A 14,327-nucleotide genomic window follows, 5' to 3' on the forward strand; every position below is an offset into this window, starting at 1 on the left:
GCTTTGGAGCGCCGGCTGACGCTCATCGCTCCGTGCCGTTGGTGATCGGTACCAAGCGGTCAAGACAAGGCCCGAGCGCCTTGAGGCTCCCAACCTGTCCGCCGAGGATGTGAACGCGTGCTAGCTAAGCGCGGGGTTCTGTCGGCAATTTGTCAGTAGGCGCGTAGAAGCCTGCTTCGATCTGGTCACGCGGCGCATCTGCGACCTCCGAAACGAACGACCTGCGGGACGTTCGATGTTCGACCTGCTGCATGGGTCCTCCAACTTTTGCGGGCCATGACGTCGCATACTCCCGGCGCAAGATAAAATCGAAGTCATCATACGAAAATTCAGCTTCCGAGGGCGAGATTGCTAAAGTCATCATGTGCCCTCTGCTATGCACCGCATCTCGCTCGCCGGTCGGCTGCGCGCTTTTCCAGCAGGCAGAACTGCGGGCGATGGCGGCGATGATTGTCCTCGGATAGCGAGCTGAGCGCGTGCAAGCCGCAGGTATCAATTAGCGGACATCAGCTCAATGCAGTAATCGGCCGAAAGGGGCCCGCCATAATTCGCCTGGCCTATTCGAAGGAATAGGTAAACCCTTGGCCTGAGGCGCCAACCGTGACCTTCGTCATCTTTTCGCCCGTGAGCGACCGGTTCAGCACGCCGCGGCTCAGTTCCGGAAGAAGCGTGTTGGTTAGGATGGCGTCAATCATTCTGCCGCCGGATTCGATCTCCGTGCAGCGGGTCTTGACCAGATCCATTACACCGTCGCCGATCACCAATTCCGCATCGTTGGTCGCGCGCAGCCGGCGAGCAATCTTGGCGAACTGATGACGGGTGATCGCTTCGATCATCGAATCCGAAAGCGGAAAGTAGGGGATGGTCACCACCCGGCCGAGAAAGGCCGCAGGGAAGACTTTCAGCAATGGGCTGCGTAATGCGGTGTCCAGTTCGTCGAGCCCTGCCCGGACCGTGCCATTCCTTGTCCGGTCCATAATCACTTCGGAGCCGACATTCGACGTAAGAAGGATCAGCGTGTTCTTGAAATCGATGCGTCTACCTTCACTGTCGTCCATCATCCCTTTGTCAAAGACCTGGAAGAAGATTTCGTGCACGTCTGGATGCGCCTTCTCGACCTCGTCGAGCAGGATCACCGAATAGGGTTTGCGTCGCACCGCCTCGGTGAGAATTCCTCCCTTGCCGTAGCCGACATAGCCGGGCGGCGCGCCCTTCAAGGTAGAGACCGTATGCGCCTCCTGGAATTCAGACATGTTGATCGAGATCAGGTTCTGCTCTCCGCCGTATAGCGTTTCGGCCAGTGCCAAGGCGGTTTCGGTCTTGCCGACGCCCGAGGGGCCGCAAAGCAGGAATACACCCACCGGCTTTTCCGGAGCGCCGAGACCGGCGCGGCTGGTCTGCACGCGCTTGGCGATCATCTCCATGGCGTGATCCTGTCCGACAACGCGCTCGGACAGAGTGGCCGCGAGCCGCAGCGCCTTCTCGGTCTGACTCGACAGCATCCGCCCCGTCGGGATGCCCGTCCAGTCCTGGACCACGGCCGCCACGGCGTTGCGGTCGACCGATGGCAGGATCAGCGGTGTTTCGCCTTGCGCCTCGGCCAGTTCGCTCATCAGTTCGCGCAGCCGGGCGAGATCGGCAGCCGGATCGGGAGGAGAAGTACCGCCTCCCGCCGCAACCTTCGTCCCGGCGTTGGACCGTTCGGTCTCCGGCAGGTCCACGCTCTCTGTCTCAGTGGCGGCCTCCTGCCCTTCCACGGCATCGAGAGGCACGCCGTCACCGCGTAGCCTGGCGCGCAGTTCGAGTATCTCGGCCACCAGCGCCTTTTCGCGCTCCCAGCGCTGTTGCGCGGCTGCTAGCGTGCGTTCGGTCTCAGCAAGCCCAGCCTCGACCCGTGCCTGCCGCTCAGCCACTTCGATGCCGATTGCAGCCTCGCGGCCGATAATGCCGCGCTCGACCTCCAGCGCCTGACGACGGCGCATGATGTCCTCGACCTCGGCCGGCGTGGCGTGCTGCGATACGGCGACACGCGCGCAGGCGGTGTCGAGAAGGCTGACCGCCTTGTCCGGCAACTGCCGCGCCGGGATGTAGCGATGCGACAGGGCGACCGCCGCGTCGATCGCCTCGTCCAATATCTGCACTTCGTGGTGCTGTTCGAGAACGCCGGCTACGCCGCGCAACATGAGGATGGCAACCGATTCCGAAGGCTCGTCGATCTTTATCACCTGGAAGCGGCGGGTCAGTGCCGGGTCTTTCTCGATGTGCTGCTTGTATTCCGACCAGGTCGTTGCCGCTATCGTGCGAAGTTCGCCGCGCGCCAGCGCCGGCTTGAGCAGATTGGCAGCGTCGCCGGTTCCGGCAGCACCACCGGCACCGATCAGGGTATGAGCTTCGTCGATGAAGAGGATGACCGGCGCTTCAGAGGATTGAACTTCGTCGATTACGGCCTTCAGCCGCTTTTCGAATTCACCCTTTACGCTAGCGCCTGCCTGCATCAATCCAACGTCGAGCATGCGCACGCTCACTCCCTGCAGTGGGGGCGGCACATCGCCTTTGGCGATGCGCAGAGCAAAACCCTCCACGACTGCGGTCTTGCCGACACCCGCCTCCCCGGTCAGGATCGGGTTGTTCTGGCGGCGCCGCATCAGTATGTCGACAATCTGCCTGATCTCCGGATCGCGGCCGACGACCGGATCAATCTTTCCGTCGCGGGCGCGCTGAGTCAGGTCGGTGGCATATTTGGCCAGTGCCGAATCCCCGCCCGGAACCCGCCGCGGCGCCTCTGCCGCGGCGACCGTAGGCGAAGCGCCGGCTTCGAGTGAGCCCTCCGTGATATCGGCGAAGCGCGCCACTACGGCGTCGGCGTCAATTTTGTCGAACTCGCCGCTGATCTTCGACAGCAGGCCTTCCAGTACCGGTGTCTTCAGGCAAGCAAGCAGAACATGTGCGCTGCGAACCTCCTCCACGCCGAATTCCAGTGTTGCCAGATTCCATGCCTCCTGGATGGCGTGGAAGATATGGTCCGAAAACTCTTCGATCGAGGTTGCGCCATAAGGCAGTTTGTCCACCGCGCGCGTCATATCGGCCGTAAGTCGGCTCGCATCCAGTCCCGCATCGGCGATCATCATTTGCACATCCGAGCGGTCGGAGAGCACGAGCTGCTCAATTAAGTGGACGAGTTCGACGTAAGGATTGCCGCGCAGCTTGGCGCTGTCGGCCGCTGCCTTGAAGGCGCGCAACCCTAGAGGATTGAGCTTGCCGACCAGTTCCTTGCGCTTGAAACTCTGCGATGACCGGCGCTGTTCCATCGAACGTGCTCCTGCACTCTGCAAGTGGATAACCTGCCACATAAGCAGCCGCTTGACAAAGTGCGGGATGAACAAAGGTTTCGATCCCCGATTATGCGGGCTCCCATCATTGGTGGAAGATCCTGCATCGCCGGCTGCAAACAACCACGAGCCTGAGATCCCAGGCACGACATTTCCGGTCCAGGGCTCGGCAATCACGCCTTTCGGATTCCACAATCAAGACAAGGCTGCATTAGCTTTTGTTAATTTTTCCGCACTCGCTGAATTGTGGAAAAGCGCAACCGTGTGATAACGTAGGGGCAGGTCGGCCTCAGGGCCGGCGACTGGGGGATCGGTGTGATCGACGTCGCACTCTGGCTTGCTCCGCTCGACGGTGAAAATCCGTCGGGAGAGGATTTGCGTAACGATCCGGCGTTTCACGAACTGGAGCGCCTGACGGAGCCCCAGGTCAAGGTTGTCCATGACGGCAACAACAGGCCGGTCTCGCAAAGCACCATTCCCGTTGACTGGCCAGCAGTGCTCACCAAGGCTGAGGAATTGCGCGCGCGTGGCCGCGACTTGCGCCTGATTGTAATTGTCACACGCGCACTGGCCAACGAGCAGGGACTGGCCGGGTTGGCGCAGGGTCTGACGCTTATTGGGCGGACGTTCGACCTGCATTGGGAAACCATGCACCCGGCGCTGCGCCCCAACACGTCGCCTCGCGAGGCCGCCTTGCGCCGCATCAACGCGCTGCTCGACCTTCAAAATGGTCAGGACGGGCTGCTGGCCAACCTGCGGCAAATGACTTTCTTTGCGCCACGCTCGATCGGGCCGATCAGCGGACGCGACCTGGAACACGCTGCGCTCGACGACCGCGTCATGCTGCAAGAAGCAGCGTCAGGATTGAATGCGGCCGAAAAGGCAGCGCTTGTCAGTGCGCACGGACAACTGTTGAATCGGGTCCGTGCCGGGTGCGCGGCACAGGCGGATCAAGCCAATGAGGAAATGCAGTCGCTCATCGCCAATGCGCGCGCGGCGGTCGCGGCACTGGAAGCCATCGAGACAGCCCTCAACGCTCGCCTTGAAGGCAGCGGCGGGACCACCGTTCCGGAATTAAAACGGTTCCTGCAGCGTTTGTTGACAACCCTCGAGCGCAACTCGGCTGCCGGCGCGATGGCGAATGGCTCGGCAAAGCCGTCCCCTTCGCTTGCAGAACCGGTAATGCCTGCCCGAAACGGTCATGGAGCCGATGCAATGGCAAGTGTGGCTGGCTGCGCGGACTCGAGCACCGGACTCCCTGACAGGATTTCATCGCGCGACGACGTGGTGAAATGCCTGGACCTCGTAGTCGCCTTTTATGACCGCACCGAACCGTCGAGCCCGATTCCCCACCTCGCCCGCCGTGTGCGCCGGATGGTGCATATGGATTTTGTAGAACTGATGGAAGATCTCGCCCCGTCGGGATTGAAGGAGTTCCGGCTTCTTGCCGGCGTTCCCGATGCCAAGAAGACGGCTCAGAAGGATGAAAGGTAGCAAGCAATGCCAGCCGAAAGCAAAGCCAAGGTCATCGAACGAAATCGCGCGCCGCGGGTGCAGATCGCCTATGACGTGGAAACCTATGGCAGTCCAACGACAATCGAGCTGCCGTTCGTCATGGCCGTCATGGCGGACCTTTCAGGCGCTTCGCAGACCAAGGAAGCGTCGAAGTCGATACTGGACCGCTCCCTTGTCGAGACCGATGCGAACCGTTTCCCGCGTTTCATGGAGGCACTTGGACCACGCGTGAAAGCCCGCGTGAAGAATACGCTGCCCCAGGCCGAAGGCGCCGAGCGGGACGAGGAGCTGGCGCTCGACCTCACCTTCACCAAGATGGGCGATTTTGCGCCGGACAAGATTGCCGAGCAGGTGCCCCAATTGGCCGAAATCCTCAAGATGCGCCGCCAACTCGAGGAACTTCTCGGCTTCATGGACGGGCGCGTCGACGCCGAAAAGCGTATTGCGCAACTGCTGAACAATGAACCGCTTCTTGGCCAGATCGCCAGCCAGGCACTGGCGGACGACAAGGCAGGGGAATGACCATGGCCGAACAGCAAAAAACCGCCGCCGTCGCCGAGGCGGAAACCATTGATCTTGGAGAATTCAGCGGACTCCTCGAGAAGGATTTCAAGGTCAAGAAGGACGACAGCGAAAAGCTGCAGCAATTGGTGCGCAATCTCGCACTTGCAGCGCAGACACGTTCCGATACCACGACCATCTCGTCGAATGCGATCAAGTCGATCAAGTCGCTGATTGCCGGAATCGACAAGATGCTTTCCGAACAGGTCAACGAGATCCTGCACGCGCCGGAAGTGCGCGAAATGGAGGGCACATGGCGTGGCCTGTGGTATCTCGTAAACAATACCGAGACGGATCAGAAGCTGAAGATCCGGGTGATGAACATCTCCAAGGAGCAGCTGGCCGACACGCTTGAGGATTATGAGGGCCAGATGTGGGATCAGAGCCCGATCTTCAAGAAAGTCTACACGGACGAGTATTCGATGCTTGGCGGCGAGCCGATCGGCTGTGTGATCGGTGCGTACGAATTCTCCAACCACCCGCGCGACGTCGGTCTGCTGCGCAACATCTCCGGCATCTGCGCCTCAGCGCACACGCCTTTTATCGCAGCTGCCTCGCCTCGCCTGTTCCGCATGGATAGCTGGCAGGAATTGCCGAATCCGCAGGACCTGCAGCAGATCGTCTCCAACCCCGCCTATGCCTCCTGGCAGTCGCTGCGCGAGAGCGAGGATGCACGCTACATCGGCCTGACCATGCCTCGCGTTCTGGCGCGGCTGCCGTATGGCACCGATACCGTTCCGGTGAAGGGCTTCACCTTCGAGGAGGAGGTGCATGGCGACCACAATAAATATGTCTGGATGAACGCTGCCTTCCCGATGGGCGTGAACATAAACCGCAGCCACAAGCTCTATGGCTGGGGTACGCAGATCCGCGGCGTCGAAAATGGCGGCACGGTCCTCAACCTGCCAGTGCACAGCTTCCCGACCGATGATGGCTCGATAGCGATGAAATGTCCGACGGAGGTCGCCATCGACGACCGGCGCGAGGCGGAGCTGGCCAAGCTCGGCCTGATGCCCATCCTGCATCGAAAAAACACCGATCTCGCCGCCTTCATTGGCGCCCATTCGCTGCAGGACGACGAGACAAGGGCGGGACGGCTGGTCGACCCCGATGCGCAGGCCAACGAGCGGCTGAGCGCCAACCTGCCCTACCTTTTCCCGGTCTCGCGCTTTGCCCACTACCTCAAGGCGATCGCGCGCGACAAGGTCGGTTCGTTCAAGGAGCGCTCCGACATGCAGATCTGGCTGACCGAATGGATCAACCGGTATGTGCTGGCCAACCCGGCGTTTGCCGATGACAAGGCGCGCGCCAAGCGCCCGCTCGCCGCCGCCGAGGTTCAGGTGGACAGCGTGGAGGGACGCCCAGGCTACTACAATGCCCGCTTCTATCTGCGCCCGCATTATCAGCTGGAGGGTATCAATGCCTCGCTCCGGCTGGTTTCGGAACTTCCGTCCGTAAAGACTTGATTTGCAGCAACAACATCTTGGTTTTTGAAAGCGGTGGAGAAAGACAATGCCCACAAATACGAAGATTGATGGCTTTCTAAAGGTTCCGGATATCAAAGGTCCAAGCACTCGTGATGGCCATGAGGACGAAATCGAAATCCATGGGGTCGATTACAAGATGATCGCACCCTATGATCCAAACTCGCTCTCGCGCCGCGGTCGTGTATCCTTGGGTATGATCAAGTTCACCAAGCATTATGACAAGTCCTCGCCCTACCTGAAAAAGGCGCTGTTCGAAAACAAGGCCCTGGACGAAGTCGTGTTTTCGGCACGGCGGACCATTGATGGCGAGACCAAGGATTACCTGGTCGTCACACTCACCGACGCCTCGATCATGGAATACGACATGTCGCAGGCCGAGGATGAGGAGGACCTGATCGAGGAAGAGGTCAGCTTTGCCTACAAGAAAATAAAGTTCGTCTACGACGACAACGACGAAATCGAAATGGATGTCTATGTCGGCAAGTGAGGCCCGGCGGCCCGGCGCGGACAAGTCGCTGGGTAGCGGCAGCTCGCGAGCAAAGCGCGAAGCCGTCCAGCCCTCTCTATGGGACCGCCTCGTAAACGATCTGCCGGGTATGACCTCCGAGATAGACGGGCTGCGCCAGGCACTGCAGGACGAGCTTGGCGCGGAGCGGCTGGACAATCTTGTTGCGGCCAGCGCGCGGCTCATCGACGCCGACGCGGAGTTGGCGGCCGACCAGAAGCGGCGTCTGCATCGCCTGGCCTTTCAGAGCCAGCACCGCGCTGAAATCGAAAGCCGCGGCGTGGTGGTGTCGGCGCGTGTGCTCAAGGAAGCCGTGCGGCGCGATGTCGAGGCTTTGTTCAATACCGAGCGCTTCGAGGCCGTTCCGCTGCTTTCCGACCTTGAAAGCGAACAGGCCACGGACAACCCACCGTCGCTCGCCGATTTTCCGGAGGTGCGTCGCAGCGTCGTCAATTACGGAGTGCCTTCCTTCTCGGGCCGTTCTTCCCGCGACTTTGATCGCGAGGCCCTTGCGCGCGAGATCCGCTCGGTGCTTGCCACCTTCGAGCCGCGTCTCAAGGACAGTGCAACAAAGGTTGCCGTAACCCTTGGCGACAAAACCGTGGGCCTGAGGATCGAGATAGATGCGGTGTTGATCATGACGCCCACGCCCGAACGTATGCGCCTGCGCACCACGATCAATCTCGATAACGGCTTGGCTCGGACCGAATTTAGGGAAGCCTGAGATGGACCGGGTCTTCGTAGAATATTACGAGGAGGAACTGACCCATATCCGCGCGCTCGCGGCAGAATTTGCCGACATGCATCCCGCGGTGGCGCGCAACCTTTCACTCGATACGGTCCCCTGTCCGGACCCTTACGTCGAGCGGCTGCTTGACGGCGTTGCTTTTTTGGCCGCGCGGACCCGACTCAAGGTCGATGCGGAACGCTCGCGTTTCTCGCGCGCCGTCCTTGATGTTCTCTATCCCGATCTTGTCACGCCGGCGCCGGCAACGGCCGTGGTGGTGTTCAAACCCGGCCAGCAGGTCCAGACAATGATTGGGGGCCATGTCGTCAAACGCAATACGCGTCTGGTTTCCAGCCTCCAGCCAGGCCTGTCGACGCGTTGCACGTTCACCACCGCCCAGGACATCACGCTGTGGCCGATTGCCATCACCTCGGTCGGCTATTTTCAGGATCGCAGCGCCTTGGCTGCAGCCGGCATCGCGCGGATCGGCGGTGTGGATGGCGAGGCGGCGCTTCGCATCACGCTGGCTCGTACCGGAAAAGGCAAGCTCGACGAACTGTCGCTCGACCGGCTTGATCTCTACTTTTCCGCGCGCACCAAGGCACCACTGCTTTTCGACGCGATTTTCGGCGCCTGCGCGGCCGTTGGTGCACGGCCGGAAGGCAAGGCCAACCCGATATCGCCGTTGCCGGTACCTGAAATGGTCGGCATCAACGATGACGAGGCGCTGATGCCTCGTACACGTCCGACCTTCGAAGGGTACCGTCTTCTGCGCGAATATTTCATGATGCCGGAGCGCTTTCATTATGCTCGGGTTTCGGGATTGCAGCCCATCGTGCGCACATGCACAGCCGAACTCGAGATAATCTTCATCTTCAGGCGTCCGGTGCCTGAAGTTGCCGATGTGACGGCGGCCGATTTTGAACTTTTCGCAACGCCGATCATCAATCTGTTCGAACGTGAGTGCAACGTCGTCGAGCTCGATCCACGCAAGACGCGGCAGGTGCTGCATGCCGACCGCACGCGAGCGCGGGACTTCGAAATCTATCGGGTTATCCGCGTCGAGGACGCCGACAGCGAGGGGAGCGACGCCGCAATCCCGGAGCTCTTCAGCCTGGGACAGAACCGCGGCAGCGGTTGGGTTTATTCCACCGAACGGCGCCCACGCCGCCCGACGGAGGAGGAACGGCGCGACGGCCTCACCCGTACTTCATACACGGGCGACGACGTTTTCCTGGCGATTTCGCGTCCCGCGGAAAGTCCTCCGAACCGGCCGCTGAAGCGCGTCGACGTCGTGGCGCTCTGCACCAACCGCGATCTGCCGATTCTTGACGACAACCCTACCTTGACTCTGGAAGCCGGCGATCCGGTCGAGACGATCCGGCTTCTCGGCGCATTGCGCCCGCCTCGCCCAGCCATCCCCGCAGCGCTGCCGGCGGGCGCGGCGGGTGAATCGCGAGCCGACAATCTCGCCTGGCGGCTTGTAGCGCAGCTCGCGCTCAACTTTCTAAGCCTTGCAAAAGAAGGTCGCGGCGTCGATCCGCTGCATGCGCTGCTTGAGCTTTACGCCGACAGGGGAGACCCGAGCCTCGCCCGCAATGTGCACTCGATCGTGCGCATCGACTCCCGGTCGGTCATCGAACGGCTGCAGATCGATGGGCCGATGTGCTTCGGACGAGGCACGGAGGTGACATTGCATGTCGATCAATCGGTTCTGGCGGGGCAGAGCACCTTGCTGCTTTCGGCCTTGCTGGCACGGCTGTTTGCCCGTCATGCCGGAATAAACGGCTTTGTGCGAACCCGCACATGGCTGCTGCAGAAGCAGGAGGATGTGCCATGGCCCATGACGCCCGGCAATCGCTACCTGATCTAGACAAGCCTGGCCGGTCCGAAGAGCTGTCGGATGCATTCGACTTCTTCGAGTTGTTGCGGCGACTCGAACGAAGAGGCGGGCTGTTCGGCTATTCCGGCCCGCCGGAGCGCGAGCCGTCGCGGCTCGGGCAGCATGTCCGTCTCAGCTTTTTCGCCAAGGACTTGGCAGAATTCCGCGAAGCGACTGACAAAGCGCCCGCTCGGGTCACGGTCGCAAACATTGGTCTGATGGGGCCTGAAGGTCCGATGCCCCTGCATTTGACGCGCTGGGTACTCGATCGCCTGTCGCAACGCTGGTTCACCGGCGCCGATGCGCAGCAGACCAGCGACACGACGTTCATGGACTTCGTCAACATTCTTCAGAACCGCATGATTGCGCTGTATTACAGGGCGTGGGCGGATGCGCATCCGGCGGTTCAGGTCGAGCGCCCGGTAGGTGGGCGCGTTCGCGCCATGCTTGAAGCCATGGCGGGAATAGGGCTTCCCGGCACCTACAACCCCGAACTGGACGCAGTGAAGCTGCGCCAGGCCGCTTCGCTTGCCAATCAGGTCGACGGCCCCGAGCGGCTGACATTGTTCCTGGCTGAGGCGTTCAAGGTGCCGGTCCAGATCAGGGAGTTCATCGCTGCCTGGATGACCATACCAGCCGCGCTCCAGACCCGCGTTGGCAAAGCCTACGCAGGGCTCGGTCGGGAAGCGACGATCGGTCCGCGCGTCTTCAACCGTCAAAGCAGGATCGAGCTCCGCGTCGGCCCGCTGGGCTATGAGGAGTTCAAGGCGTTCCTGCCGGGCGGTCAACGCCTCAAATTGTTCAAGCAAGCCGTTAGGGACATGGTCGGCGCATCGCTCGACGTCGATCTGCGCATCGTGCTGGCGCGCGATGCCGTTCCGCCGCCGCGTATTGGAACCGTGCAACTCGCCCGGACCGCGTGGCTTGCGCGGCCCGCTGAAAGGGGCGATGCTGACGACATGCGGCTGCGGACACTAGTCGGCTGGCGGCAGGAAGGGGCGGAGGTCGCGGCATGAGTCTGCTGCTGACGCTGGAGCAAGGGCCACGCACCCAGGCGGTACGGCAGACCCGGCTTGACGAGGGGGAACTGGTGATCGGCCGCAGCGCGGACGCCGGCTGGCAGATCGACGATCCCGACATGTTCGTTTCGCGCGCCCATTGCAGGATCAGCGGTGGGCGCGACGGATATTTCGTCACCGATACGTCGAGCAGCGGATTGTTCATAGACGACTCCGACAGCCCGCTCGGCGCCGGCAAGTCGACGCGTCTTCGCAATGGCATGCGGCTGAGACTGGGCGATTACATCGTGCATGTCGATCTGCAGACGTCTAGTGCCCAAGCTACAGCAGCAGCCGCAGCGCCGGTTCCGGAGCGCTCACCGCTGGCGTCTCGGGCGCCGGTCAGCATCGGCCGTGACGATTTCTTTTCAGCCGCCGTGGAAGAGGAGCCGCAGCGGCCACGTCCAGCCGAGCTGCCGAACCCGTTCGAGCAGCCGATCCCGGGTGCGTTCGAACGCGCCAATTCCAGACAGCGCAGCTCGCCTGCTTTCGACGACCCGTTCAGCCTCGATCCGATCGCAACACCAGTATCCAAAGGCACCGCAAACTATCCAGAACCAGCCAGCGCACCCAAGCAGACAGACCCATTTGGCCTCGAGTCGGTGTCGTTCCCCAACGGCGCTACGGAGCCTGCGACGGCAAAGCTGCCGGAATTCAGCGACGACTTCGGTTTTGGTCCAGCCACAGCGCCCAACCCGGGAAGCGGCGCCAGCTCAACCGGGCAGCGCGAGGGCGACGCCCAGCCACAGCAAGCGGCCAATCCCTGGGACGTGCCCGTGCGAGGGGCAGATGCCCCTCCCCCAATACGGGCAGGCGCAGCCGCCAGCCCAGCCCGCCAGCCGCCTGCGAGGCAGCACGCCGACATGGCGCTTCGCACCGCATTCCTGCGCGGTATGGGTGTCGCGGAAGCCGATTTTCCCGGGCGCGACGCCGTCGCCGAGATGGAAAAGTTCGGCCGCGAATACCGGCTTATGATGGAAGGATTGATGCAGCTGCTGCGCAAGCGTGCCGAAGAAAAGGGAAATGCCCGCGTTGCCCAGACAATGGTCGGAGCCTCCGAGGTCAATCCACTCAAGTTTCTGCCCACGGTCGACGACTCAATCGTGATGCTTATCGCCGAACGCAGCCCCGGATTTCTCGCCGGCGAAGCGGCTATCGCGGATGCGGTTCGCGATCTGGCACAGCATCACGTGCGCGCCTGGCGCGGCGTGCAGGCTGCCTTGCGGCGGATGGTCGACCGTTTTGAGCCGGCAGCCATCGAAGAAGAGCTGAAATCGAGTTCCGCGATCGGCACGCTGTTGTCGGGCGGGCGCGGCGCCAGGCTGTGGGAGCTCTACCAGAAACGCCATCGTGAAATCGCCGAGAGCGCGGAAAAGAGCTTTCTCGGCGAAATCGGCGCCGATTTTCGGGATGCATATGAGGAGGAGTAAGACATGATCGATCGACGAGAATTTATCGTTGCCTTGGGTGCGACCGGGCTGCTTACGGCCTGTCAAAGCGCCGGGCCGCCAAAACCGTCGGTCATCACGGTCAAGCTGACAGGAGCGGCCGGCATGAACCCTGGACCAGGCGGCGGCGACCGGCCTGTGACGATGCTGGTCATGCGGCTGCGCAGCACCGGTAAGTTCAACTCTGCCGACTACTTTGCCTTGCAGGGGGATGCCGGCTCGGCACTGGCAGGTGATCTCATCGGATCCGACCAGATTGCCGTCGCGCCTGGAAAAACTGCGACCAAGACCATTACGGTCGAACCGGATGCGACGGCCCTGGGCTTCGTTGCACTTATCCGTGAGCCTGGCGGGCGAAACTGGCGGACGACCAAATCGGTTTCGTCCGGATCAAACTTTACGATCAATGTCACACTCGGCAGCGGCGGCATTTCCGCCTGACGGCCAAGGCAAGGGGAGCTCGATGCAGAGAGTAGCCGGATGAGCGATGCAAACAGGGTGCTGTGGTCCGAGGGCCTTTTTCTGCGGACCCAGCATTTCCAGCAGCAGGATCGTTTCTTCGAGGCGACTGTGCGCGGCGCGTTGCAGGCCGGCCAGTTGCATACGTTCGGCTTTCAGCAATTGACCCTGGATAAGGCATTGCTCGATGCCGGCCAGATCTCGATCCTGTCTGCACGAGGCATTTTCCCGGACGGAACCCCCTTCTCCATTCCGGATCTGATGGACGCGCCGCGTCCGCTGCCGGTCACCCCGGATACAGGCGCCGGCCCAGTGCTGGTCGCCCTGCCCCTCGAGCCGGCCGGCGGCGTTGGCTTCGATCCGGCGCATGCGTCACCCAGCGGTGCGCGCTATCATGGACGGATCGTTTCGGTGCGCGATGCCGTCCAGGGCGGTTCAGATCCCGAAGAAATCGAAATCGCCCGACCGCAATCGCTGTTGCTTGCACCCGGCAAATCGGTCGGCGGCTATACCGCCCTGCCGATAGCCGACATCAAGGGGGTTCGTGCCGATGGCGGCGTTTCGCTGGACGAGACGTTCCTGCCACCGGCATTGGTTACCGGTGCAGTGGCCTGGTACCGGCAACTGCTTCTGGAAGTCGTCACAGGCCTCGACCAGATCGCCGAGGCGCATGGCAAGATGGTCATGGGCGGGCCAGGGCGCAGTGTCGAAGACCTGTTGATGCTCAACCTCGCCAACGCGGCGCGTCCGCGACTGGCCCATATGCTGGCGCAGGATGTCTTCCATCCGGCCGAACTTTACCTGGAACTGGCCGGGCTTGCCGGCTCGATGGCGACCTACGGCTCGAGCGCGCGGCGACTGGGCGAGCTGCCGGCTTACGATCACATGGCGCCCGGCCCACCGTTTTCGGCGCTGGCGGATGCATTGCGCTCACTGATCCTGAGCCTGCGCTACATCGAGCCGAAATCGCGCGCGCTGCCCGTCATGCGCCATTCGACCAATGTTTGGAAAATCCGCATCGACAATCCGAAGCTGCTGGTGGCCAGCCGGATCGTCATCCGGGTCGGTTCGGAACTGTCGGAGGACGCGCTACGGAAGATATTCGTCAACCAGGCGACCGTGGGCTCGGCGGATGAGTTCGAGGGCCTGTGGAAGTCCCGCCTGCCCGGCATCCCGCTGAAACCGCTTCATTCGCAACCGCGCGAGATTCCTTACGACGGCGATCGGCTGTGCCTTGAGCTCGACCAGAAAAGCGAGCACTGGGCATCGCTGCTCGGTGCCCCAGGCTTCGTCATTGGCGTTTCGGGTGTACTGCCGAGCGAACCGCAGGTGGACTGCTATTCGGTGAACAGGTGA

12 protein-coding genes are annotated in these 14,327 nt (G+C 61.9%); 11 read left to right on the forward strand and 1 reads right to left on the reverse strand.

What is annotated here, in order from left to right; genetic code table 11:
* Window positions 1-557: 557 nt before the first annotated feature.
* Window positions 558-3,308, reverse strand: a complete 2,751-nt coding sequence (gene tssH, locus NKI54_RS27860) for a type VI secretion system ATPase TssH (protein WP_352692801.1) — start codon at window positions 3,306-3,308, stop codon at window positions 558-560.
* A gap of 67 nt (window positions 3,309-3,375) precedes the next feature.
* On the opposite strand from tssH, the gene NKI54_RS27865 reads away from it, so the two are divergent.
* The 11 genes from NKI54_RS27865 to tssK are packed head-to-tail and all read left to right on the forward strand — an operon-like array spanning window position 3,376 to window position 14,327.
* On the forward strand, window positions 3,376-3,597 hold the full coding sequence (locus NKI54_RS27865; RefSeq protein ID WP_352692803.1) for a hypothetical protein: 222 nt from the start codon (window positions 3,376-3,378) through the stop codon (window positions 3,595-3,597).
* A 47-nt stretch (window positions 3,598-3,644) separates the two neighbouring features.
* On the forward strand, window positions 3,645-4,823 hold the full coding sequence (gene tssA / locus NKI54_RS27870) for a type VI secretion system protein TssA (protein ID WP_352692805.1): 1,179 nt from the start codon (window positions 3,645-3,647) through the stop codon (window positions 4,821-4,823).
* 6 nt (window positions 4,824-4,829) lie between these two features.
* Window positions 4,830-5,366, forward strand: coding sequence for a type VI secretion system contractile sheath small subunit (gene tssB / locus NKI54_RS27875; protein WP_352452817.1), 537 nt, complete (start codon window positions 4,830-4,832; stop codon window positions 5,364-5,366).
* A gap of 2 nt (window positions 5,367-5,368) precedes the next feature.
* Complete coding sequence (tssC, locus tag NKI54_RS27880) at window positions 5,369-6,871, forward strand: type VI secretion system contractile sheath large subunit (protein WP_023720342.1); 1,503 nt, start codon at window positions 5,369-5,371, stop codon at window positions 6,869-6,871.
* Between the two features lie 46 nt (window positions 6,872-6,917).
* Entirely contained in the window at window positions 6,918-7,379 is a 462-nt protein-coding gene (locus NKI54_RS27885) for an Hcp family type VI secretion system effector (protein WP_023678576.1), read from the forward strand.
* Window positions 7,366-8,121 (forward strand): type VI secretion system baseplate subunit TssE, encoded by a 756-nt coding sequence (gene tssE / locus NKI54_RS27890; protein ID WP_352692808.1) that lies wholly within the window; start codon window positions 7,366-7,368, stop codon window positions 8,119-8,121. Before NKI54_RS27885 ends, tssE begins: the two co-directional genes overlap by 14 nt.
* 1 nt (window position 8,122) lies before the next feature.
* A complete protein-coding gene (gene tssF / locus NKI54_RS27895; RefSeq protein WP_352692810.1) occupies window positions 8,123-9,997 on the forward strand; it encodes a type VI secretion system baseplate subunit TssF in 1,875 nt (624 codons plus the stop codon).
* A complete protein-coding gene (gene tssG, locus NKI54_RS27900) occupies window positions 9,961-11,022 on the forward strand; it encodes a type VI secretion system baseplate subunit TssG (protein WP_352692812.1) in 1,062 nt (353 codons plus the stop codon). Before tssF ends, tssG begins: the two co-directional genes overlap by 37 nt.
* Window positions 11,019-12,494: a type VI secretion system-associated FHA domain protein TagH gene (gene tagH / locus NKI54_RS27905; RefSeq protein ID WP_352692814.1), complete on the forward strand. Its 1,476-nt coding sequence runs from the start codon at window positions 11,019-11,021 to the stop codon at window positions 12,492-12,494. Before tssG ends, tagH begins: the two co-directional genes overlap by 4 nt.
* A 3-nt stretch (window positions 12,495-12,497) precedes the next feature.
* Complete coding sequence (gene tssJ, locus NKI54_RS27910) at window positions 12,498-12,953, forward strand: type VI secretion system lipoprotein TssJ (protein WP_352692816.1); 456 nt, start codon at window positions 12,498-12,500, stop codon at window positions 12,951-12,953.
* 39 nt (window positions 12,954-12,992) lie between these two features.
* Entirely contained in the window at window positions 12,993-14,327 is a 1,335-nt protein-coding gene (gene tssK, locus NKI54_RS27915; protein WP_352692818.1) for a type VI secretion system baseplate subunit TssK, read from the forward strand.

The sequence above is a fragment of the Mesorhizobium sp. M0663 genome, assembly GCF_040320585.1.
Lineage (GTDB): Bacteria > Pseudomonadota > Alphaproteobacteria > Rhizobiales > Rhizobiaceae > Mesorhizobium.

Bases quoted from the DNA above. Each gene is read 5' to 3' on its own strand.
- tssF (WP_352692810.1), top strand. From the start codon at position 8,123: ATGGACCGGGTCTTCGTAGAATATTACGAGGAGGAACTGACCCATATC.
- tssG (WP_352692812.1), top strand. From the start codon at position 9,961: ATGGCCCATGACGCCCGGCAATCGCTACCTGATCTAGACAAGCCTGGC.
- tssJ (WP_352692816.1), top strand. From the start codon at position 12,498: ATGATCGATCGACGAGAATTTATCGTTGCCTTGGGTGCGACCGGGCTG.
- tagH (WP_352692814.1), top strand. From the start codon at position 11,019: ATGAGTCTGCTGCTGACGCTGGAGCAAGGGCCACGCACCCAGGCGGTA.
- tssB (WP_352452817.1), top strand. From the start codon at position 4,830: ATGCCAGCCGAAAGCAAAGCCAAGGTCATCGAACGAAATCGCGCGCCG.
- tssK (WP_352692818.1), top strand. From the start codon at position 12,993: ATGAGCGATGCAAACAGGGTGCTGTGGTCCGAGGGCCTTTTTCTGCGG.
- NKI54_RS27865 (WP_352692803.1), top strand. From the start codon at position 3,376: ATGAACAAAGGTTTCGATCCCCGATTATGCGGGCTCCCATCATTGGTG.
- NKI54_RS27885 (WP_023678576.1), top strand. From the start codon at position 6,918: ATGCCCACAAATACGAAGATTGATGGCTTTCTAAAGGTTCCGGATATC.
- tssE (WP_352692808.1), top strand. From the start codon at position 7,366: ATGTCGGCAAGTGAGGCCCGGCGGCCCGGCGCGGACAAGTCGCTGGGT.
- tssH (WP_352692801.1), bottom strand. From the start codon at position 3,308: ATGGAACAGCGCCGGTCATCGCAGAGTTTCAAGCGCAAGGAACTGGTC.
- tssC (WP_023720342.1), top strand. From the start codon at position 5,369: ATGGCCGAACAGCAAAAAACCGCCGCCGTCGCCGAGGCGGAAACCATT.